This window comes from Psychrobacter pocilloporae (genome assembly GCF_029872915.1).
GTDB lineage: Bacteria > Pseudomonadota > Gammaproteobacteria > Pseudomonadales > Moraxellaceae > Psychrobacter > Psychrobacter pacificensis.
The window spans coordinates 520,689-544,763 of the sequence record NZ_PGFT01000001.1 but is presented as its reverse complement, the minus strand read 5'-3'; the positions used below and the strand labels follow the sequence as shown (position 1 = coordinate 544,763).

15 protein-coding genes are annotated in these 24,075 nt (G+C 44.4%); 9 read left to right on the top strand and 6 right to left on the bottom strand.

The features are described from left to right. The first annotated feature begins 201 nt into the window (after nucleotides 1-201). Complete coding sequence (gene yihA, locus CUR83_RS02400; protein ID WP_284719003.1) at nucleotides 202-969, top strand: ribosome biogenesis GTP-binding protein YihA/YsxC; 768 nt, start codon at nucleotides 202-204, stop codon at nucleotides 967-969. 85 nt (nucleotides 970-1,054) lie between these two features. Here the strand turns inward: yihA and CUR83_RS02395 are convergent, their stop codons facing one another. After that, nucleotides 1,055-1,768, bottom strand: coding sequence for an HAD family hydrolase (locus tag CUR83_RS02395; RefSeq protein ID WP_284719002.1), 714 nt, complete (start codon nucleotides 1,766-1,768; stop codon nucleotides 1,055-1,057). A gap of 139 nt (nucleotides 1,769-1,907) precedes the next feature. Further along, complete coding sequence (locus CUR83_RS02390) at nucleotides 1,908-2,918, bottom strand: RluA family pseudouridine synthase (protein WP_284719001.1); 1,011 nt, start codon at nucleotides 2,916-2,918, stop codon at nucleotides 1,908-1,910. 1,200 nt (nucleotides 2,919-4,118) lie between these two features. On the opposite strand from CUR83_RS02390, the gene CUR83_RS02385 reads away from it, so the two are divergent. Beyond that, nucleotides 4,119-8,300, top strand: a complete 4,182-nt coding sequence (locus tag CUR83_RS02385) for an Rne/Rng family ribonuclease (protein WP_284719000.1) — start codon at nucleotides 4,119-4,121, stop codon at nucleotides 8,298-8,300. A gap of 125 nt (nucleotides 8,301-8,425) precedes the next feature. Here the strand turns inward: CUR83_RS02385 and CUR83_RS02380 are convergent, their stop codons facing one another. Next, a complete protein-coding gene (locus CUR83_RS02380; RefSeq protein ID WP_284718999.1) occupies nucleotides 8,426-9,355 on the bottom strand; it encodes a DUF808 domain-containing protein in 930 nt (309 codons plus the stop codon). 420 nt (nucleotides 9,356-9,775) lie between these two features. Here CUR83_RS02380 and CUR83_RS02375 point away from each other — a divergent pair, with 420 nt between their 5' ends. The 5 genes from CUR83_RS02375 to CUR83_RS02355 all read left to right on the top strand — a co-directional run bounded on the left by CUR83_RS02375 (nucleotide 9,776) and on the right by CUR83_RS02355 (nucleotide 15,820). Then, nucleotides 9,776-10,630: a DsbC family protein gene (locus tag CUR83_RS02375; protein WP_071002378.1), complete on the top strand. Its 855-nt coding sequence runs from the start codon at nucleotides 9,776-9,778 to the stop codon at nucleotides 10,628-10,630. Nucleotides 10,631-11,016: 386 nt separating this feature from the next. Next, complete coding sequence (locus CUR83_RS02370; RefSeq protein ID WP_240365856.1) at nucleotides 11,017-12,375, top strand: homoserine dehydrogenase; 1,359 nt, start codon at nucleotides 11,017-11,019, stop codon at nucleotides 12,373-12,375. Between the two features lie 149 nt (nucleotides 12,376-12,524). Continuing rightward, a complete protein-coding gene (locus CUR83_RS02365) occupies nucleotides 12,525-13,706 on the top strand; it encodes a thiolase family protein (RefSeq protein ID WP_284718998.1) in 1,182 nt (393 codons plus the stop codon). 456 nt (nucleotides 13,707-14,162) lie between these two features. Then, nucleotides 14,163-15,011 carry a PRC and DUF2382 domain-containing protein gene (locus CUR83_RS02360; RefSeq protein WP_284718997.1) on the top strand — a complete coding sequence of 283 codons (849 nt, stop codon included), beginning with the start codon at nucleotides 14,163-14,165 and terminating at the stop codon, nucleotides 15,009-15,011. 242 nt (nucleotides 15,012-15,253) lie between these two features. Beyond that, the gene (locus tag CUR83_RS02355; protein WP_284718996.1) at nucleotides 15,254-15,820 is read left to right on the top strand and encodes a YsnF/AvaK domain-containing protein; all 567 of its coding nucleotides are present in this window, start codon (nucleotides 15,254-15,256) and stop codon (nucleotides 15,818-15,820) included. Nucleotides 15,821-15,918: 98 nt separating this feature from the next. On the opposite strand, the gene CUR83_RS02350 is transcribed toward CUR83_RS02355, so the two are convergent. Then, the gene (locus CUR83_RS02350; RefSeq protein ID WP_284718995.1) at nucleotides 15,919-16,449 is read right to left on the bottom strand and encodes a hypothetical protein; all 531 of its coding nucleotides are present in this window, start codon (nucleotides 16,447-16,449) and stop codon (nucleotides 15,919-15,921) included. Between the two features lie 232 nt (nucleotides 16,450-16,681). Beyond that, a complete protein-coding gene (gene secA / locus CUR83_RS02345; protein ID WP_284718994.1) occupies nucleotides 16,682-19,474 on the bottom strand; it encodes a preprotein translocase subunit SecA in 2,793 nt (930 codons plus the stop codon). A gap of 459 nt (nucleotides 19,475-19,933) precedes the next feature. Here secA and mutS point away from each other — a divergent pair, with 459 nt between their 5' ends. Both mutS and fdxA read left to right on the top strand, forming a co-directional pair. After that, nucleotides 19,934-23,017 (top strand): DNA mismatch repair protein MutS, encoded by a 3,084-nt coding sequence (gene mutS / locus CUR83_RS02340; protein ID WP_284718993.1) that lies wholly within the window; start codon nucleotides 19,934-19,936, stop codon nucleotides 23,015-23,017. A 97-nt stretch (nucleotides 23,018-23,114) separates the two neighbouring features. Further along, nucleotides 23,115-23,438: a ferredoxin FdxA gene (fdxA, locus tag CUR83_RS02335; protein WP_131393371.1), complete on the top strand. Its 324-nt coding sequence runs from the start codon at nucleotides 23,115-23,117 to the stop codon at nucleotides 23,436-23,438. A gap of 125 nt (nucleotides 23,439-23,563) precedes the next feature. On the opposite strand, the gene CUR83_RS02330 is transcribed toward fdxA, so the two are convergent. Further along, entirely contained in the window at nucleotides 23,564-23,965 is a 402-nt protein-coding gene (locus CUR83_RS02330) for a prepilin-type N-terminal cleavage/methylation domain-containing protein (protein ID WP_284718992.1), read from the bottom strand. Nucleotides 23,966-24,075: the final 110 nt, after the last annotated feature.

Here is a 24,075-nt window from a genome sequence, read left to right as displayed (position 1 = left end):
TATTTCAATAAGTAAGACAGGTAATAGTATAGAATAGCGGATAATATCAAATCGCTAACTTTACAAGGTGTAAGCGCTGATAAAGAAGAGCCTCTTTCCACTTTTTGCATATTTGCTAAATTGAAGTCATGGCTTAAACCAACCACCAGCTAACCGAAATTTTATACCCGTATCTAATTTTTTAAGATTAATGAGCCATTTATGAATACCCCGTTTACCGATGTTGCTGCCGAACATGCGCTGTTTAACACCAAATCCCGTCAGAAAATTCAGCAGACTGAATTTATGACCTCAGCGCCCACCTTTAAGCTATGCCCACCTGATATGGGATTAGAAGTTGCCTTTGCAGGACGCTCGAACGCTGGTAAATCCTCAGCTATCAACGCTTTGACCAATCAGCGCCAGCTTGCACGCTCGTCCAAAACGCCTGGACGCACGCAAATGATTAACTTTTTTAGTATCGGTAACACTGATAGACGACTGGTTGATTTGCCAGGTTACGGCTATGCCGCTGTACCACTTGAGATGAAAAAAGAATGGCAGGTCGAGCTAGAAGAATACTTGGTGTCGCGCTCAAGCCTTGCTGGCCTAGTGCTGATGACGGACATTCGTCACCCACTCAAGTTCTTTGACGAGCAGATGCTACATTGGGCAAAAGATGGCGAGCTACCTGTCCATATTTTGCTCACCAAAGCTGACAAGCTAAAATATGGCGCGTCCAAAAATGCCCTACTCAATACCCGCAAAAGACTCAAAAAACTCGGCTTAAACTGTACTATCCAGTTGTTTTCAGCCTTGAGAAAAGAAGGTCTGGATGAGCTGGCTGGTGTCATGGGTAGATGGTACGATTATCAACTGGATAATGACAAAATCATTGAGAGTAATCTGACACAAAATGATACTGCTAATGATGCTAGTGAACAACTGGCAGCTAACTCAGTGACAGACGCACCAAAAGATGCTGAATAAATATTGTCTTTGCCAGGCATCAAAAAAGGGGTTTGTCGATATTAACGATAAACCCTTTTTTTATGTAAGTTAAAAAGGCTTTTATTTAAGCACACAATAGCTTAGCCAATGCTTGCGGCGTGTCAACCTGATATGTCGGATTTTGCTCTGCAAGCTCTGCACTTGTTGCCGTGCCATAGTTGACCGCGATACTGGTCATACCCAGTTTGGTTGCCATTTGAATATCATAGATACTGTCACCGATGAACACGGCATCAGATATTTGCTGCTGCGTGTAATCCAAGATATCAGTCAACATCTGCGGATCAGGCTTTGAGCCTGACTCATCAGCACAGCGTGTCATGACAAAATAATCGCGACTATCAGAGGCATCCAATACACGATCTAGCCCTTTTCTTTTTTTACCAGTTGCAACAGCAAGCTTTTTGCCCTGCTCCTGCAGAGTCTGCAACATATCCTCTATCGGCTCAAAGAGTGGCGTGCAGTGGCTATTAGCAATATAGTACTCTGCATAAGTCTGCTGAATGGCGAGCGTCTGCGACTCATCTGCATAAGGATATAAAATCTCGATACCATTCATTAAACTCAGACCAATGATGTCTTTCACCGCTTTATCAGTCGTCTTGAATCCATGCGCCTCTCCAGCCACATGCATAGAATCCACAATTAAGCCGATAGAATCCATCAGCGTGCCATCCCAGTCAAAAATAATTAGTGTCTTATCAGATAGACGATGCTCATCTGCTGGCTGAGAGTGTTGAGTAAGTTTTGGCGTATCAGTGGTACATAATGCAGTCATGGATTCACCTTAACGAATAACAATAGTAAGTAGCAGATACGAAAACGTCACGGCGGCTTATTGATTAAATAAGGTATCGTGACGTTTTCATGTTTCTATAAAGGTCTACATTTTTAGACCAAAATGATTATATTTAGACTTATTCAGGCAACTTGGCTGTCTCTGGTAGCCAATCTGCCATGTCGTCTGGCAATGGTGCAGTAATAGCGTCATAACCCGGAATATCTAAGCGCCACGCATGCAAGCACAGACGATGAACGCCTGATTTATCATGCACGTTATACTTATCATCACCCAAGATAGCATGACCAATGTGAGCCAAATGCACACGGATTTGATGCGTGCGGCCAGTTAGTGGCTTGGCTTCGATTAGGCTAACTGGCTGACTATTAATCATAAAGCGATCATGAACGATAATGTCTGTTTGGCTTTCTTTCGCTTGCGGGTCTTGGCTATCTACCTTGACACGGCGCTCACCATTAGCAAGGGTGTAACGCAATAATGGTGCATTGATACGTTGCTCATTCAGCGCAGGCTGTCCTTTGGCAAGGCATAGATAGTGCTTTTGAATAGTCTTGTCTACCAAATGCTGCTGCAATACTTTGAGTGTTGAGCGTTTTTTGGAGATCATCAACAGACCTGAGGTATCTTTGTCGATGCGGTGAATCAGCTCTAGATACTTTTTACCCGTCACTTCACGCATGGCTTCGATGACGCCGAAGTCCAAGCCGCTACCGCCATGCACTGCAATGCCAAAAGGCTTGTTTAGTACGATCAAGCCTTCATCTTCATAGACCACACGTGCCAGCAAGCTTTTGGCAAACTCAGTACTGATGATGGGTTTTTCGCGCGTTGCCAACTCCACAGGTGCGATACGTACAACGTCTTCACGCTGCAATCTATCATGTGCCTTACAGCGTTTATTGTTGACGCGCACTTCATCTGAGCGAATCATTTTATAGATGTGCGATTTTGGCAAACCCTTCAAGCGATTGAGCAAAAAGTTATCCAAACGCTGGTCATGTTGATGTCGCGTCACTTCAAGGTAGTTTACCTTGCCAAAGTTGCTAATCTCATCGTCAGCGCTTTGTGGGCGGGTTTTACTATTGAAAATAGCAGGGGCTTCATGGGTAGGAGCGTCGTCAGTCATTTTTGAGTTTGTCATTTTTAGTTAGGTATTTACACAAAGATTTGTTATAGTTTAGCATGTTGAGCGACAATTAAGCAGAGGCGACAGCAATAATCATTGTTGTTTCAGATAGCTGGTCACCGTTTTATTACTTTCCAGTGTTTACTGATTGCTAGTAAAGAGGTCAATGCTATTTACCCTGCTGCTATGAAACGTTTCATCTAATTGTAGGGCCAGTCGTTTAGAGGCATTAGCATTTAAAGGTATTCGTTACCAAACACAGCCCTATAAATTAAAACACTGTATCGAATTTTACTCGGTACCATAAAACAAATAGTGACACTAAATACCATCGCGTTAATAACTTTGACGATCAGTCTATTTATTAACGGATGACAACACCACATTGACTCACTAACTGCATGACAACGACTTTTTTTGATAACTATTTATTATTTAATGATTACTTATCTGATGGTCCTTTATGACAGCATAGTTGAGCAAGTATGGGTCGGTTAGCGTTAGGATCGAAAAATAGTTCGATAGCTGCCTGAGTATTGGTGGTCAAACAGATGACGATAAAGAGGTAAATACGATACCATGCTGACAAGCTGGTCCATTACTCTGTTTGCCAAGTACGCCCCGCTGATAACCAAAGCTGTGATACCTAACCTTGAGACACCCAAGATATTATTGACGATATATAAAGAACGATAAATAAAGAGTAACCAATCGCTTTGCCTGAATAGATAACCGCTGACTGATGACGCTACGATATATAGTAGCAATCACGACCGCGATATTATTGCTAGACTTTGAAGGATGAATGGCTACCGCAATATGCCTTTTTAATATCAGTATTTTTTAGACCCGTAACTGACCGTCGCCCACGCTTACAACGTGCGCCAACATCACTACCAATAGAACGTACTGACATTAAGAGAGTTTTTATTCGCTGACATATTCATATATGTACCAAGTTTATTGATAATAGAATATAAGTATCATAGCCTTACACCCTATATTATTTATATTAATGTGAGCACCGCTCATAAGTTCAGGTAAAAGAGCCATTGAAAAAGCCCACGTGCTTTACGAAACCCACGATTTACGTTCTACTGTTCACTGATATCTACAAATGCTAATGTCATATTAGCCACACTTGCCACTATCTTTTAAAGACTGTCTCATCGTTGTTATGCGTACTCATAGGATATAAATATGAAACGCATTTTGATCAACGCAACTCAAAACGAAGAGATTCGTGTCGCCTTATGTACAGGCAATCATCTATACGATTTCGACCTAGAAAATCGTACCCGCGAGCAAAAAAAATCTAACATTTATAAAGGCCATGTAACCCGTGTTGAGCCATCGCTCGAAGCGGTATTTGTCGAATACGGCTCTCAGCGCCAAGGTTTTTTGCCGATTCGTGAAATCTCTGCCGAATACCTAAGCGGTAACCCACGTGATGAAAACATCAAAAAACTGATCAAAGAAGGCGACGAGCTCATCGTCCAAGTCGAAAAAGAAGAGCGCGGTAACAAAGGCGCTGCCCTATCGACGTATGTCTCTTTGGCTGGTCGCTATCTGGTACTTATGCCAAACAACCCTCGTGGCGGCGGTATCTCACGTCAAATCTCAGGCAAGCTGCGCGAAGACATGAAACGTATGCTGAGCAATCTTGATTTGCCAAAAGGCATGAGCGTTATCATTCGTACCGCGGGTATCGGCAAGACGCAAGAAGACTTGCAACATGACCTTAACCATTTGCTTAATATCTGGCAGGCCATCCAAGAACAAAACCAAAAATATCCGTCACCACGCCTCGTCCATCAAGAAGCAGGTGTCGTTACCCGTGCTGTCCGTGACTATTTGCGTGATGATATCGCTGAGATTTGGATTGATAACGAAAACGCTTATATTGAAGCAGCAGGCTTTATTGATGCAGTGATGCCAAAACAAGCCGAAAAGCTACGCAAATATACCGATTATGAACCAATGTTTTCGCGCTTTAATATCGAAAAACAAATCGAAACGGCCTATCAGCGTGAGGTGCGTCTACCATCAGGTGGCTCAATCGTCATCGACCAAACAGAAGCCTTGGTCTCTATCGACATCAACTCAGCTAAGTCGACCAAAGGTTCAGACGTTGCTGAGACTGCTTATCATACCAACATAGAAGCGGCCGACGAGATTGCCCGTCAGCTGCGTTTGCGTGATATGGGTGGTTTGATCGTTATTGACTTTATTGACATGAATGACAATAAGCATCAAAAAGAAGTCGAAAAGCGTCTAATTGATGCGACCAAATACGATCGTGCTCGCGTCCAGTTTGGTGATATCTCTAAATTTGGTCTGATGGAAATGAGCCGTCAGCGTCTACGTCCATCATTAGAAGAATCAACTGGTTATATCTGCCCACGTTGCCATGGTAACGGTATGATTCGTGACCTGCGTTCATTGTCGCTCTCTATTATGCGTCAAATTGAACAAATTGCGCTCAAAGAACGCCAAGGTGAAGTACAAGCGGAAGTTCCAACCGACATCGCAGCATTTTTGCTAAATGAAAAGCGTGACAGCTTGGTTTATCTTGAGCAAGACAGTGGCACTCGTATCACGATTTTGCCGCACGCCCATTTAGAGTCACCAAACTTTAAGCTGCACTTTAACCGCGATGGCTTTGCCCCATCGAGCTACGAGCGTATCACTGATACTCAGCAACAAGAGCACAGTGACCTTGGCTACAATGTCGACTGGCAAACGGCTGAAAAAGAGCGCCCTGAGCAGCAGCCTACTCGCCAGCCTCGTAAACCGTCAAATGATAACAACAAGCAGAGCACAGCTACGCAGAACGATACCGTCAATCATAGCAATGATCGCCGTAATCATAAAAATGCTAATGACGCTGCGCCAGCGCGCGCACCACAAGCCAGTCAACCTAAAAACGTTGTAGCGCCAGTCGCAGCGCAGACTCAAAATGTGGAAGCCACTGCTCAACCAAAAGCAGTCGCTTGGTTATCAAATCTGTTTGCGCAAGCACCGCAAGCCACCACCACACCTAGTGTCAGTAGTCGCGATGCCGCTGAAGCGATCGAGGCCTTGGTAAATACTGGCGCACAAAGCTTAGGCTCATTTGGCCAAGTTGATAGCAATGCATTGAATAGTGCCGCTTCAAATAGTGAGCAGCCAACTCAACAAAACAATCATCAGAAAAACGACAACCAACCATCAGATAGCAACGCTAATCGTCAACAGACACGCCGTACTAACGACAGCGATACTGATGACAGCAATAACGAAGACAGAAGAAGACGTAAGCCGCGTAAGTCAAGAAACTCAAAGCCGCGTCAAAGAAAAGAAGCGACTGACGAGACGACTGACCATACCAATAGCGGCGCTGATGAGAAATCGTCTGACACGCAAGGCCAACAACAGCAAGACAAGCGTCAACAGGAAAACAGACGTACTAACGATCGCAATCGTAATAACCGTCAAGACAACAGCAATCGTCAAGACAATGACCAAAAAGCAAACGATCGTCATGACGCAGACAACGTAACTGGCCAAAAAGCTGATGAGCAAGTCCGCGCTAAGCGTAAATCGCATAGCCAACGTGGCTCACGCGGAAAGCTAGAGCGCGGTGAGACGCTAACGGCTGACGATGTTAAGCAAAACAAGCAGCAAAATGATAAAAATAGCGACGATGCCAATGGTAAAAACCAATCTGGCACACGTCGTAGTCAGGACCCTAATGAAGTCGTGCTACAAGTCAATGAAGCAGCGACCAAGCTAAAGGCGTCAGAAGTTGTACACTTATCTTTAGATGATAGCAAGTCCAAGCCTGCTAAGCCTCAATCTAGCGATAAACAACGCTCAACAAACGGCACGGCAAAGAACGAGAGCACAAAAGATCACGCTACTCAGCAAGCTGCCAACAAGCCTAGTAACAGTGAGAAAAATACTGACCAAAAAGGTGACAATAACAAGGGGACGGTAGAAACGTCTGAGAATCAGACTCAAAACAACCAAGAGGCGACTACTAACGCTAAGGTGCAAAACAATGCACCTGATCGTAAGCAGAGCACTGATAATAAAAATCAGTCAGAACAAGCGCAACCAGCATCTTCTAGCGACCAACCAGCCTCTGCTGGCGACGTAGACAGTCAGTCAGTTAGTACAAAAACGGCTGATGCAGATCAGGCCAAAGCCAAACCCGAGCATCAGAAAGCTGAGAGCACTGATACTGTCAGTAAAGCTGAAGAAGCTAAAAAAGTTCCAGCTAATGACAGTGGTGCCAATGATAAAGGCATGAGTAACTCAGCACTTGAGTTAACACACGAATCACTGTTTGGTGAACGTTACGTGACTGCTGAGAAGTTTGGTCAAGCTAGCAACGACCCACGTGTGGTACGTGCTCAGCAAGCAAAAGCAACACCTCAGGTCGAAGCTACTACTGTAAGTGTAGCAGCGATACGTGGCACCGTTGGTGAGTTTATTCGTGCGACGCTGCCAGACGCGCAAACTCGCTTAGCAGAAAATGGCGTTATCAGCTGCTTTATCGAGACAATTGCCTTGTATAACGAGCAAGCGCAATCTGCAGATAATAGCACCAACGTTGAGAATGCTGTCGATGACAACCATAGCAACAATATGGCCAGTCAGCGCTTTGACTTTAGCAACTATGGCTACCAGCCATTAGCAGCCGATTACTTGGCACGCTTCGCAGCGATGACTCAAGCAGTCAGTCAATTTGCAGTAGCTCAAGGCAAAACCGCCGTTGAACCACGTGCCATTGGCAAGCGTGCCAGCAATGATCCACGCGGTCAGCATCCTGACTACCAAGAGCCAGCTGTGTTGAGTGTTCCTACAAAGCAGACTTCGAGCAATGAAGCATCGCTAGTAAATACTAAGCAAAACAATAGGGAAGTGGATGCACATAACGTTGAAGCGACAGCACTGGCCAATCAAGCTCAGGCTGACCATGTCAGCGCTGATAGTGAGAAATTGCTAGAAGTCGAGCAAGCGCAATCAGCTGCTAACAGTGTAGAAGCTCAAGCCAGTGAAGCACAAGGAGTCAATACGACGGAAGCTGATGCAACACAGGCAGATGTAGAAAAGTCTGATGCAGAAGAGGCTGAGCAAACAACCGAATCTAAAGTAGAAGAATCTGCTAAAGAAACGAGCAAAGATGACAGTCAAGCAGCTAAATCTAAGACCACCATCGCCAGCTATAAAAACATGATCGAGAATGTGGCTGAGCAATTGCTGCCACAGACCGGCATGTTTAACCTGACGACGCCGAAGGTGCCAAAGGCACGCAGTCGCAAGCCCAAAACGGATCATAAAAAACCGACCCAAGCTGAGAAGCTTGCGTCTGATGATACCGATAGCGAAAGCTAATATATAGAAGCAGAAATATAAAAGCCCCAAAGCTACTAATAGCTTTGGGGCTTTTGCTTTAATAGGTTTTTGTTTAATTATCTATTTAGAATAAAATTGGACATAAGATAAAACCACAAACCAGCTTAATGAGTAGAAGAAGCCTTATCATCTTTGCCGCGAACTTTATCAATAATGGTAAGCAATGCCACAACTGCCACACCGATAATAAAACCAATAACACCATTTAATACGGTGGTTGTTACTCCTTCAAAAATACCAGTGAGATGTGCGATATCCTCTACACCGTGATGCAAAAAGCCAATACCATGTACTAAGATACCGCCACCCACTAAGAACATAGCCAACGTCCCTGCAATGGATAAAAACTTCATGAGCTTTGGCGCGGCGGCAAACATCACCTTACCTACTTTTTGCTTAAACGTGCTTTCTTGCTCCATCAGATGTAGGCCTGCATCATCTATTTTGACAATACCAGCGACCAAACCATAAATACCAATCGTAATACCAATTGCCAAGATGGACAATACTAAACTGCGTTCTAGCAAAGTAGCACTTGCCGTTGCGCCTAGTGCAATCACGATAATCTCAGCGGATAAGATAAAATCTGTACGTATGGCCCCTTTGATTTTTTCTTTTTCAAATGCCACTAAATCGACTGTTTCATCGGCATTGGCTTTTCGGCGAGCATTTTGTTCTTCATCATGTGGCAATGCATGTGGCCAAAACCGATGTATGACTTTTTCAGCCCCCTCATAAACCAAGAACAGACCGCCACACATCAATAAAAACGTGACAAGCGGTGGATAAATCGCACTAATCAATAACGCTGCTGGTACCAAAATGAGCTTATTGATGAACGAGCCCTTAGCAACTGCCCAGACAACAGGTAGTTCGCGGTTGGCTTTGACACCAGTAACTTGCTCAGCATTCAACGCCAAATCATCGCCCAATACCCCAGCGGTTTTTTTGGCAGCGACTTTGGTCATGACGGAGACGTCATCCAATATCACACTGATATCATCAAGTAAGGTTAATAAACTGGCACCTGCCATGTGTGCTCCTTAAAGCAAATTTGTTGAAGTAAGTACTACTGAAATCATTAAAACAAAGTTTTTTATTAGAGTTCTTATAAAAACAATTCTTATAATAACAATGCTGTTAGCAGTAGACTACAAGGGCACGTCCATATATTACATAGTACAAATGTATCTTATTTTTTGAATTTGTGTTGTCAGCTATTCTTAAAAGTTGGGATTATTTGCATTTATTAGACAGTGCATTTGAGCTGTCATTATCCATAAATATGCTAATATAGCGATTTTACCGCTTATCTTTACTATCAATCATTTATAAAAACTTCTGTAAAATTAAACCTTTAAAACACTATACAGACACCTTACTATATATTGTAATCCACAACGCTTTGTATATAACGAACTCATGTCTAGGCGCGATGCCTATAGGAAATCCATATGCCGTCATCCATTAGCAAAAATACCACGACGAATAATTTTTTCTCTCGTACTACCCTATCTCGTTTTGTGATGAGTGCCTTGCTAGTAGGTGTTGCTGCTGGCTGCTCAAACAATGCAGCGGATGCAACCGGTAATACCAGTGTTGTCAACGCGGCGCAGACCAAGGATGCACCAGCCAAAGCGTCAGCTGATAATGACTCTGCAGTAGTTAGTGCATTACAAGCAAACCTAAAGGCCTCTGGTATCGAAGAAACGATCGTCTCAGCGGTACCAACAGATATGGACGGTATTTATTGGGTGACTGCTGAAGGGCTACCCTCTTTCTTTACCGATAAGTCGGGTAAGCATATTATCCAAGGACAGATCGTTGCCGTTGGTGGTGATACGCCAGTTGATATCAGTGCTGCTTTGGCGGCCAGTACCGCGCAAGAAGCGTTACAAGCTGTTGATAAAAAAGAGATGATCATTTATCCAGCAAAAGGTGAGACCAAAGCGGTCGTCTATGCCTTTACTGATGCCGACTGTGGCTACTGCCGTAAACTACATTCAGAAATGGATGATATCAATGCGCGCGGTATCGAAGTGCGATATCTCGCATGGCCACGCAGTCAAGAGTCTGTGCCAAAGATGGAAGCGATTTGGTGTAGTCAGGATCGTAACGCAGCGATGGATCAAGCAAAAATGGGTGCCAATGTGCAAGCGCCTAGCTGTGCTACCCCTGTGCAAGCGCATATGGCTCTAGGATCAAGACTGGGTGTACGCGGTACCCCTGCCATCTTTACTGAAGCAGGCGAGCAAGTAGGTGGCTATTTACCTGCAGCACAACTGGCGCAAGCTGTCGGTGCAAACTAATACTTAATCCTAACATGTGATATTTTTAATATATTCTAATATCTACCGTTTATATGAATGGATTTAAATATAAGACAGCACCGCTTGAGCAATATCTGAGTATGCCAAGTACAGATGAGCACGATAGTTATTCTATAATCTATACCCTATATAACCTTATCGACATTGTGTAGACGTCACAACTGCTTGTCGGTATGATACGATAAAGCGCGATGCAAAATTAGCAATACCCTTTTATCTGAGCATTTTTTATTCAACTATAATGAAGTATGTATGCAAAGTAGCACTAGAAAATGCCTATAGACTGCCGGTGTTATGCCGCAGACTCATTTGCTATTGCCCCAGCGTTATGCCCGCTTCATTATATTTAACCTCTTGAGGATACTGTGAGCAATTCCATCAAACTAGCGATACTTGGTTTAGGCACCGTCGGAACAGGTGTGATCAACCTAATCAATGACAATTTAGATGAGCTAAAACGCCGTAGTGGACGCGATATTATTATTACCGAAGTGGGTACGCGCCGTCAGCGTGATGATATTGATACCAGCATCATGCAAAACAGTGACTTGATGGCAATTGCGGCAAGCGACAATGTCGATATCGTTATCGAAGTGATTGGTGGTACGACCTTGGCTAAAGACGTCATCATGCAAGCTATTAAAAACGGTAAGCATGTCGTAACTGCAAATAAAGCGCTATTGGCTGAACACGGTAATGAGATTTTTGCCTTTGCTGAAGAAAATAATGTCCATGTTGCTTATGAAGCAGCGGTGGCAGGCGGTATCCCAATTATCAAAGTGATGCGCGAAGCGCTTGCTGCCAATAAAGTTGATTGGCTCGCAGGTATCATTAACGGTACTGGCAACTTTATCATGACCGAAATGCGTGACAAAGGTCGCCCATTTGCCGACGTACTAGAGGAGGCGCAAGAGCTGGGTTATGCAGAAGCAGATCCAACTTTTGATGTGGAAGGCATCGACGCGGCGCACAAACTAGCCTTGCTTGCCTCGATTGCCTTTGGTATCCCGCTACAGTTTGACAAAGTCTACTGTGAAGGCATCACTGGTATCACACTACAAGATGTCAACTACGCCGAAGAGCTTGGCTATCGCATCAAACATTTAGGATTTGCAGTACGCCGTGATGGTCAAGGCAACAGTGATGATGCTGGCGTTGAGTTGCGTGTACATCCAACGCTTATTCCACAAGATGCGTTGCTTGCCAATGTCAACGGCGTAAAAAACGCGGTATTGGTCAACTCACATCCACTTGGGCAAACACTCTACTGCGGTGATGGCGCTGGTGCTGGTGCTACTGCTTCGGCAGTGATGGCCGACGTCATGGATCTCGTCCGTGTATTAGGTAGCAAAAGTGGCGACGAGCAAAACAGCAGCGAGCAAAACAATCGTGGACACCATGTACCGCACTTAGCATTTATCCCTGAGCAACTCTCAGACACACCAATATTACGTGCTGAGCAGATGATTACTGGTTACTACTTACGTGTACATGCTTATGATAGCCCAGGTGTTTTAGCGGACATCACTCGCATCCTAAGCGATGCAGGTATCAATATCGATGCCATTCTACAGAAACCTGCGCATAAAGTTGGTCAAGTACCTGTCATTATCTTAACCCTACCTGTGGTCGAGAGTCAGATGAATCTCGCTATCGAAAAAATTGAAAAATTAGAGACCATTACTGATAAAGTAGTACGCATTCGCTTAGATGAGCTGGCTTAAAACATAATTTTAGCAAGCCACGCTTATCACTCCCTTTATCAGTGAACCAGGCAAGTGCTAACTGATAAAGAGTAACAGCGAACCAGCCCTTACCTCTACCTCTCTATGAGGCACTTTCATTTAAAATACGTAAATAAGGAATAATAACGATGTCAAATGATGCAATTGTAATCTTAAACGGCGCACGTACACCAATGGGCGGCTTCCAAGGCATACTAAAAGACATGAGTGCTAGCGATTTGGGCGCTGCTGCAATCAAAGCCGCTGTCGAACGCTCAGGCGTTAGTGTCGATGATATTGATGAAGTAATCATGGGTTGTATCTTGACTGCAGGTTTGGGTCAAGGCCCTGCCCGTCAAGCCATGCGCAAAGCTGGATTGTCTGACGCGACTGGCGCGGTCACCATCAACAAGCTATGCGGCTCAGGTCTAAAAGCCGTCATGCAAGCACATGATGGCATCAAAGCTGGTAGCTTCAATGTTGCTGTAGCTGGTGGTATGGAGTCAATGACCAATGCACCGTATCTGATGCCAGGGTCGCGTGGTGGCTACCGCATGGGTCACAAAGAAGTCAAAGATCATATGTTCTTAGACGGCCTAGAAGATGCTGAGACTGGTAAGCTCATGGGTATGTTCGCTCAAGAAATGGCGGATAAAAAAGGCTATACACGTGAAAAGATGGATGAGTTTGCCATCGAATCACTCAATCGCGCGCTAACCGCTATCAAAGACAATCACTTCAAAGATGAAATTGAGCCTGTGACGTTTGAAACTCGTAAAGGCGAGCAAACGGTCGATACTGATGAGCAACCAGGCCTAGCGAATGCTGATCGTATCCCAAGCTTACGCCCAGCATTTGCAAAAGACGGTACGATCACTGCAGCCAATGCCAGCTCAATCTCAGACGGTGCTGCTGCTGTCGTCGTCATGAAAGAGTCACAAGCAAAGGCTGAAGGTCTGGATTATCAAGCTCGCATCGTTGCCACTGCTTCAAACTCTCGTCACCCAAGCGAATTCACCATCGCTCCGATCGGTGCCATCGAAAAAGTACTAGCAAATGCTGGCTGGTCAGTCGCTGATGTGGATCTATGGGAAATTAACGAAGCTTTTGCGATGGTCACTATGGCGGCTATGGACGAGCTAAACATTGACCACGCCAAAGTTAACGTTGAAGGCGGCGCTTGTGCGCTTGGTCATCCAGTAGGCTGTTCAGGTGCACGAATCCTAGTGACACTCATCAATTCTCTCAAGCGTACCGGCGGCAAAAAAGGCGTTGCGACACTTTGTATTGGTGGCGGCGAAGCAGTTGCCGTTGCTATTGAGCTTCCTTAAGTAAAAGTAATACTAGCGTGTCTTTGTTCAGATAATACGTAACATTTAACTTCACGCATTTATTGGTATTTATCTTTTGTTCAAGAACCGCATTGCTCATTGCTCTGCGGTTTTTTTGTGTCTATTGATTCAACGTTAACTTCAAACATTTCTTTGTGTTAAGACTCGTTAAGTTGTACCCCACCTATGTTATACCACTTACAGCCTATTACATGTAATTACCCCAAGCGCACATTTTGCTACCTTGCTCATGTATTTCATCCAAAATCATAGTGTTAGGATGGCTACAAGTTGATGCAGAGATGTTGTGATATATCTCTTAACTTACTTATTGAAATTCGATTATTGAAGTAATTTTTGCCTAGAATTTAAAATAAGTATTCATCAGCAATTTTAAGAATATCCATTTATAAAATAATTTTTACAAATACTAACTCATAAAAAAGGAAGACAATAATGAGCCAACTAATCCGTTTAAAAGATATTCAAGCCACTCATCGTGACCTAATCGGTGATGACTATTATGATCCAACAGACAAAACTGCTTACGGCGTTAATGAAGAAAAAATCGGTAAAATTGAAGGTGCGTTAGTAGAAGACACTACTGGCCGTATTCGTTACCTAATCGTTGATGCAGGTGGCTGGTTTAGCTCAAAAGAGGTATTAGTACCAGCGGGTCTTGCTCGTATTGTTGGTGATGATGTTTTCTTCGATAGCTTGACCAAGTCTCAAGTAGAAGCCATGGAAGTATATGACCACGACTATCAGTACAGCTATAAAGAGCAATACGAAAAAGATCGTCAAGCGTTTACTGCTGATACCGTTCCAGCTGAAGAGCGCGTAGACATCGCAGACCATTCTTATGATGCACCAAATACACTAGAGCTTTTAGAAGAGCGTTTGACTGTCAATAAAGACCGTATTGTTGCAGGTCTTGTAAAAGTTGGCAAACATGTTGTGACTGAAGAGCGTAATGTCGAGGTTGAGCTAGAAGAAGAACATGCTGATATTCAGCGCACTAGCGTTGATCGCCCAACAGACCGCCGTATCGGTGATATGGACGTTAATGATACCGTTGAAGTTGAGCTAGAAGCAGAACGTGCTCGTGTTGGTAAAGATACTTATGTGTCTGAAGAAGTTAATGTTGGTAAAACAACAGAGCGTCATACTGAAACTATCGTTGAGACTATCCAGCGCGAAGAGCTAGACGTTAATAATGACGGTAATGTGGTCGACCGTGAAGGCAACTTAGTTGACCGTAATGACATCACAGCAGATGATGTACGCCGCGCTCGTGGAATGTAATACCCTGATACTTTGCGTCTTTTAATGACATTGTGATTTCATTATGAGATGTGATAATAACAGGTAGCTAAGCATTTTGACTTAGCAGATTAAGGCCAGAGCATGTCTCTGGTCTTTTTTGTATCGATAATATGGGGACGTGAGTTATTATAGTAATGATTAATGATAGTAATAAATTCAATATCATTCGTTAACATTGCATTTTGCCCGATTCATCATTTTATAATTATAAGGAAATAAAAATGACTACTGACCATACAAAAAACTTATACCAAGACGATTTGGAAAGCCAAAAAAGCACACTAGCTGATGAAACCTCCAATGTCGTCAATGTTGGGCATTTGGAGCTATTAGAAGAGCGACCTGTCATCAATAAAGAGCGCCTAGACGTTGGTAAAGTGACTGTTACCAAGCATGCCCGCACCAAAACTATCGACGTCCCTATCGAGCTTATAGAAGAATACATTACCATTCGCACTGAGTATCATGATGCAGAGAGTCAAGAATTACTGTCAGGTAACTATGATGACAGAGATATATTGCGTCATGTTGAACCCTCACTAGATAGTAAAGCCGTTGTGACCGTCAATGGTAAACAAATAGAGATTGGCGATGATCCGATTGAAATCGTTCTATCACGCCAAGTAGCGACTATTACCAAAGACACTTATGCCGTCCAAGAAATTGATGTCAATAAGAGTACCCATATTCATACCGATAATATCCCAGTAGAGTTGAAACATGAAGAGCTCGATGTCACTGAAGAAGGGTTTTTGGCACATGAGGCCAATGCTACTCGACCAAAATAAACCCTTTGGCGTTGATAGCAAGCATATAAATTACTGACATAAAAAAGCAACGCTAATCTCGCGTTGCTTTTTTTGTGTGGTACGTAGTAATCAAACTTTTATACTTTATTACATTCAAACGTATTCACGGTTGACTCATCCGCACCCGCCGTACGCATGACACCAGTTTCACGTTCTTCATGCGCCACACGCCACTGAGTAAACCCTTGACCGCCATCTAACCCTGTGGCAACTTCGAACACTTCTGGATTACTGCCTTCATTGGTCTGATTCAGTGTTACTGTTCCCATATCAGTGGCAACGACCACTTGATTGGCATCTTCTTTATAAGTCGCTTCAACTTTTAGCTCAGGCGAACACAGATACGATACCTGCGTCACACCGCTGTTTACCGATGCCACCGTATCACCTTCTACTTCATTAAGTGAAGCATCTTCAGTATTTACAACGACATCACTTGGCTCAGCAGGCTCGGCTGACATTGGTACAGATTCTTCAGCATTGACACCATCTTCCATACTTGACTCTGGCTCTGATTGCTGCTGACAGGCACTGATCGTTAAGGCGCCAGCGAGCAACCCCGTCAATGCGACTGAGGTACGCAATTTTTTTAATAATTCTAAACTCATAACGCTCTCCCAAATAAATATGCTAAACACTATAGCGTGTCCATAAATTCACGCCTATGCTGAATTTGTAAGCAATCAATACAAAGTGTTCATCTGCTATACAACGGTAAATTATAGAACAAGCAGCCTTGATAAGATATAAAAAAGCCCCTATCTGGTTGAGATAAGGGCTTGCTATTTAGCAGTCTACAGACTTTAATCATAGTTGCTAATGATTAAAAGACCATACTGATTAGATTTTGCCGTGGCACTGTTTGTACTTGAGCCCTGAACCACAAGGACAAGGGGCATTACGGCTAATATTCATACCAGCATACGGGTTTGGCTCATTGGCGTTGCTACCACTGGCTGCCATAGCAGCGCCAGCTGCTGCCGTACCACTAAGGCTGCGGTTTTGTGGTTGCGGCTGAGCGGCTGCACTGTTTACGTTGCTATCTAAATTATCTACGTCATCATGTTCAAACTGCATTTGCATATGCGCAGCATTCTCACGCTGCTGAGCTTCCAACGCCTCTAGCTCTTCTTTGGTTGGGATATGAACACGTGATAAATCTTGTACCGTTTCAGACTTAATCGCCCCAAGCATCATTTGGAACAATTCAAATGATTCACGCTTGTATTCCTGCTCAGGGTTTTTCTGCGCATAGCCGCGTAGATGGATACCTTTACGCAGCTGATCCATCTGTGTCAAATGCTCTTTCCAGTGCTTGTCTAGACTCTGTAGCATAAAATGACGCTCAAGCTGGGCGGCGTCTTGCTCACCCATTTGCTCACGGCGGCTGTGATAACGGTCTATGGCTGTTTGGATAATTTTAGCACGCAGTCCTTCTTCATCTAGACGGCGGTCTTCATCTAGCCAATCGTTGATCGGCATCGTGACTTTAAACTCGTCCTCAAGCTCATCTTCTAATCCGTCAATGTTCCACTGATCGTCGATAGAACCAGGCGGAATGAACTGGTTGATCATGGCGTTATAGACTTCATGATGCATCACTTCAATGGCTTCTAATAAGTCCATTTCGGCAAGCAAATCATCACGCTGACCATAAATCACTTTACGCTGCTCGTTGGCAACGTCATCGTATTTCAACAGATTCTTACGTGCATCAAAATCGCGGCTCTCAACTTTACCTTGCGCGTTTTCGATCGATTTTGACACCATCTTGTGCTCGATGGCTTCGTCTTCTTTTAGACCCATGGCACGCATCATATTGACCACGCGATCGCCTGCGAAGATACGCATCAAATCATCTTCGAGCGATAAGAAAAAGCGCGACATCCCAGGGTCACCCTGACGACCAGCACGACCACGTAACTGGTTATCGATACGGCGTGATTCATGACGCTCAGAGCCAATGATATGCAAACCACCCGCCGCTACCACTTGGTCATGCTTCACCTGCCACTGAGACTTTAGGCGCTGCATCTCCTCTGGACTGACCGAATCGACATCTTCGATAAATGACTGCCAATTACCACCAAGGATAATATCCGTACCACGACCTGCCATGTTGGTGGCGATCGTCACTGATTTTGGGCTACCAGCCTGTGCGATAATCTCAGCTTCACGCTCATGCTGCTTGGCGTTTAGGACGTTATGCTTCACGCCTTCTTGATCGAGCAAATAAGACAGCTCTTCACTGGCTTCAATGGTCGCTGTACCGACCAGCACAGGTGCACCTTTGGCTTGAATGTCTTTGATCTCGCGGATAATGCCCTTGTATTTGCCTAGCTTGGTTAAGAAAATCTGATCATCCATATCGATACGAGCAATCGGCTCATGCGTTGGAATGACGATGACATCTAGATCATAAGTAGATTTAAATTCTGCCGCTTCAGTATCAGCGGTACCCGTCATACCAGACAGCTTGTCATATAGACGGAAGTAGTTTTGGAATGTGGTGGTTGCAAGTGTTTGGTTTTCTGCTTGGATTTCAACATTTTCTTTGGCTTCTACTGCTTGATGCAGCCCTTCTGACCAGCGGCGACCAGGCATAGTACGGCCTGTGTTTTCATCAACGATAACCACCTCGCCTTCATCGACGATGTAGTGGACGTTTTTGACAAATACATGATGCGCACGAATGGCAGCTTGGACGTGAGCCAATAACGGCAAGCGGCTTGGACTATATAAGCTTTCGTTTTCACCCAGCTCGCCCACTTCGACTAAGAAGCGCTCAATTTTTTCGTAACCCTTTTCACTGATTTCAATTTGACGATTTTTTTCATCAATCCAGAAATCTTCATCTTCGTTGTTTTTATTGGCTTCTTCGTCTTTTGAGCGCTTAAGCCGTGGAATGATGGTATTAATCAGCGCATACATGCGCGATGAATCTTCGGCTTGACCCGAAATGATAAGCGGCGTACGAGCTTCATCAATCAAGATCGAGTCGATTTCATCGATAATACAGAAGTTTAGCGGACGCTGTTTTTTCTCTTTTAGACTAAAGACCATGTTGTCACGCAAATAATCAAAACCGTACTCGTTGTTGGTACCATACGTGATATCAGCTTGATAGGCGTCGATTTTTTCTTGTGGCGGCTGCTGTGAGTAAATCACGCCGACAGTCATGCCCAAAAAGTTAAAGAGCGGACGGTTGAGCTCCGCATCACGCGCCGCAAGATAGTCGTTGACCGTGACCAAATGCACGCCTTTACCACTGATGGCATTGAGATACATCGCCAAGGTGCCCATTAGGGTTTTACCTTCGCCCGTTTTCATCTCAGCGATTTTGCCTTCGTGCAAGGTGATACCACCGATCAGCTGTACGTCATAATGGCGCATACCATTGACACGCAATGAGGCTTCGCGGCAGACGGCAAATGCCTCTGGTAATAGTGAATCTAAGCTTTCGCCTTTTTGATGACGTGCTTTGAACTCTGCCGTTTTTTGTTGTAGTTGCTCATCAGACAGGGCTTGTATTTCAGCCTCTTGTGCGTTGATCTTGCTGACCACTTTACGCATGCGTTTTAGTTCGCGGTCATTTTTGGTGCCAACCACACTGCCTACAATCTTTGATAACATAATTTTTTGACCTATGGAATATTCGATAATTAGTGCGCATTAGCCAAAGCTTAGCTCGCGGCCTTGTCATTACCCGACTAAGTACTACCTAATTTAGTAGCGCCCAATTAAGTGTGCCGTCATTATATATGGTTATGGCGCTGATGGATACAAGGGCGGTGAGTAGATATTTGCCAAGGCAAAAACCGAGCAGGACGTGTTAAAATAGCGCTTACTTTATTAAATTTCTTAGCTTTTTTGGTGCCTGTATGTGATAGCTATAAGGTAGCTGTCATATGGCGCTGTCGATATAATCTAGCCTAAATCTAATCGTTATATCCTTCTTCGGTACGTACCAGGCGCATTTGTTATATCAACTCTATCGTACCAAAACAATCTATAAAACTGGCGCTAATCCGAAACCAGCTGCTGCAAATACTGTTTAATAAAAATCTATCGAAACATAATAAGAGACTCTGCATGACCGTAAAGCCGTCCGTCCAAAATCATTCATCTATTTCTACTCAATCAGATAATGCCTTATCAAAACCAAATACATCTGACTGTTTAAGCATCGGCGATACCGTCTATAACTTAGCAGATCATACGCCAATGATGGTGCAATATCTAACCATGAAAGCCAACTATCCACAAGCATTGCTGCTATACCGGATGGGGGATTTTTATGAGCTGTTCTTTGATGATGCTAAGCGGGCGGCGCAAATATTAGACATCACTCTAACGCGTCGTGGTACGGATAAAGCGGGCAAGCCGATAGCGATGGCGGGCGTTCCTTTTCATGCAGCCGATAGCTATATGGCACGCCTAATCGCGGCTGGGCAAACGGTCGTCGTGTGTGAACAAATTGACGAGTCGACAACGACCAATGCTGGCAGTGGTAACAATAAGGCCAATATCCCTGCGATGGGCGACAAGCAAAAAAAAGACAAAAGTAAATCGGCGGCTGGTAGCATCATGCGCCGTGAAGTGGTCAAAACGCTGACAGCAGGTACTATTACTGATGATGCATTGATCGCACCAAACCATACACCGACTGTCGTCGCCATCGATATTGCTCATTTAAAAACGCAAGATAATAGCCAGACGTTACAAGCAGCTGTTAGCCAAATGGATCTAGCTGCAGGTACATTGACTACTCAGACGCTAATAGCAGATAAAAACGATATAGATGGATTGCAAACTCAAATGCTGACGGTACTTGCTCGTTTTGCGCCTAGTGAATGTATCATTAGTGAAGCACTCAGCGATAGCATTGGCGGCACTGATGGCACTGATGCAGAGTGGATGCTGTGGTTACGGCAACATCTGGACTGCCCTATTATAGAAGTCGCGGCCAATGACTTTCACCGTACGCACGCGAGCGACACGCTTTGTCAGCAGTTTGAGGTGCAACGTCTTGATGGTTTGGGTATCGCAGATAACCTGCTGGCGCAAACGAGCTGTGCTGCGCTAATTCACTATGCACAGCAAACGCAGCAGCGCCATGTGCCACAAGTCAATCAGCTGATCGTTGAATACAGCGATGATTATTTGATTATTGATGCCAATAGTCAGCAAAACCTTGAGTTATTTAGTCCAGTCAGTAGTAGCGGTACTTCCCTAATATCCGTCCTTAACCATTGTCAAACCCCAATGGGCAAGCGACTGCTCGTACAGCAAATGAAGCGTCCACTGCGTCAGCATGCGCGCATCGATATGCGTCTAGACGCGATAACGTCCCTATTGAATGCGGATGATAATTCGAATCAAAATTCAGAAAATAGCTCACTGGTGACACGTTTACGAGAAACACTGAATACCATTGGCGATATAGAGCGAATCAGCAGTCGCATCGGGCTGATGAGTGCCAAACCTCGTGACCTACGCAAGCTTGCTGACGGCATCGCGAGTAGCGCCCAGCTTACCACTCTACTGACAGCGTCAGGTATCAGCCATGAAGACGCTGGTCTATTGCCGATGTTGATGCAGCAATTGCCTGCCAGGCTGCCAGCCGTTCAAGCGGTGGCTGAGTTAATCGAGCGTGCCATTGTCATTGAACCACCTGCACATATCCGTGATGGCGGTATGATAGCTGCCGGTTATGATGAAGAGTTCGATCGCCTCACCCATCTTCACGACAATATCCAAGTGACATTGGACGACATGGTAGAGCGAGCGCGTCAAGACAATCAATTACCGAGTCTAAAAGTCGGCTTTAATAAAGTCAGTGGCTTTTACTTTGAATTGCCCAAGATGCAAGCGAAAAATGCCCCAGCCCACTTTATCCGTCGGCAAACGCTCAAGAGTAGTGAGCGTTTTATCACTGATGAGTTAAAAGAGGTCGAGACAGAATATCTGAGTGCGCAATCTTTGGCATTGGCTCGTGAGAAAACGCTGTACCAAGCGCTGCTCAACCAACTAAACGAGAACTTGGCTGAGCTACAACAACTGAGCGCTGCTATTGCCCAAATAGATGTCCTGAGTAATTGGGGGCAGCTTGCGACGACTTACCATTGGCAACGCCCAGTTATGGGAGGAGTTTCAGAAAATCAAAATAAATCTATAGCCAAAAATCAGACCCATATTGATATCCGCCAAGGTCGTCATGTCGTGGTCGAAGCGGCGTTAAATCAAGCGAACGCGAACAATCGGAACGGTGCTGCATCAAGTACAAATTATTTTGTCGCGAACGACTGCGTGCTGGGTAGCGCCAATACTGATGAAGGACATCCTGAAAGACTGCTCCTCATCACTGGCCCTAATATGGGTGGTAAGTCTACCTATATGCGTCAAACGGCGCTGATTGTTTTGCTTGCTCATTGCGGCAGCTTTGTGCCCGCCGAGCATGCACATATTGGCGATATTGACCGAATATTTACCCGTATAGGCTCGGCTGATGATTTGGCGGGCGGCAAATCTACCTTTATGGTTGAGATGATAGAGACGGCCAATATATTAAATCAAGCGACCCATAAATCACTGGTATTAATGGATGAAGTCGGACGCGGTACCGCCACCACTGATGGTCTAGCCATCGCTCATGCCTGTGTCAACCGTCTAGTCGATATTGGCTGCCTGACGTTATTTGCCACTCATTATTTTGAGCTGACGCAATTGGGACAGACAAGTGACGATATTCGTAACGTCCACGTCGCCGCCAGTGAAGTCGACGGTCAGCTACTTCTCCTTCATCAGATCTGTGAGGGCGCTGCAAGCTCAAGCTTTGGATTGCATGTCGCCAAAATGGCGGGTATCCCCACTCAAGTATTAAATGATGCCAAACGTTACTTGATAGACAATCTAAAAACAGAAAATGAAAAAACTATTGATGATAAAAATGAATTAGCTAATTCAGTAACGGATAAACAGCGAGAGTCTAACAGCGATGTTGTTCTAGAACCACAAAGTAGTTACACGGTACAATCACCAAATATAGCGGATAATCTAAAGCAAAATCAGTTGTTTAGCATAGAAGACGAACTCAGCGCCATTGATCCTGATAGTCTGACACCCAAACAAGCGCACGATTTGATCTATCATTTGAAAAAAATCATTGGTCACTAAAGGGAATTGTCAAATCGTAGTAAAGGCGCTAAAATACGCTTTATTTTCGACTATTCTATTTAGCCAAAAGCCAAATCAATAACAGGTAGACATTACTATGACCTTTGTCGTTACAGATAACTGCATTCTTTGCAAATACACCGACTGTGTAGAAGTCTGTCCTGTGGACTGCTTTTATGAAGGACCAAACTTCCTTGTCATCGACCCTGATGAGTGTATCGATTGCGCACTATGTGAGCCTGAATGTCCCGCCAATGCGATCTTCTCAGAAGATGAAGTACCCAAAGGACAAGAGATGTTCACTCAGCTCAATGAAGAGCTGGCACAAAAATGGCCAAACATCACAGAGATGAAAGAGCAGATGCCAGAAGCCGCCAAATGGGACGGCGTCGAGGGTAAGATTCAATATTTAGAGAGGTAGGCAGCCTGATCGCACTTTGATGCGTGGATAAACCCCGTCAATAAAAAACCACCGAGCGGCAGAGTCTGTTCGGTGGTTTTTTATTTGAAACTTTATTTTAATAATGCTGCTACAGTATAAGCCGATTAAGGTAATACGCGACAAGGCGAGCCATTAGGAATATCACATTCGATACGAGCATTGGATGGCGATTTTGCAACAGCAATGATAGGCTGCACGGTGTCGGTAGTCCAGCCTGCTGCATCAGTGATACTGAGACAGGCACTAGGTGTTGGTGCGGTGGCGACAGTGTTATCGTCTTGGTCGTTGAGCAGATAATAGATGTGGTTGCTATAGGACTTCACCTCAGACATACATGCGCCCTGCTGGGCTTCCGCGATATGTTGGTTATAACTGGGAATTGCAATCGCTGCCAAGATACTGATGATAGCGACGGCGATCATTAGCTCTATCAAGGTATAGCCAGATTGCGCGCTGCCGGATTGTGTCAGATGACGATTTACGGCAGTATTATGTTGATACTTCATAGCATTATTATCAATTAATGTGATAATTGCTATGGTGCAGAGAGTATGCCAGTTAGGTTTGCGGCGATTAGCCAGTTATTAAACATAAAAAAGCCAAACAAAATGTTTGG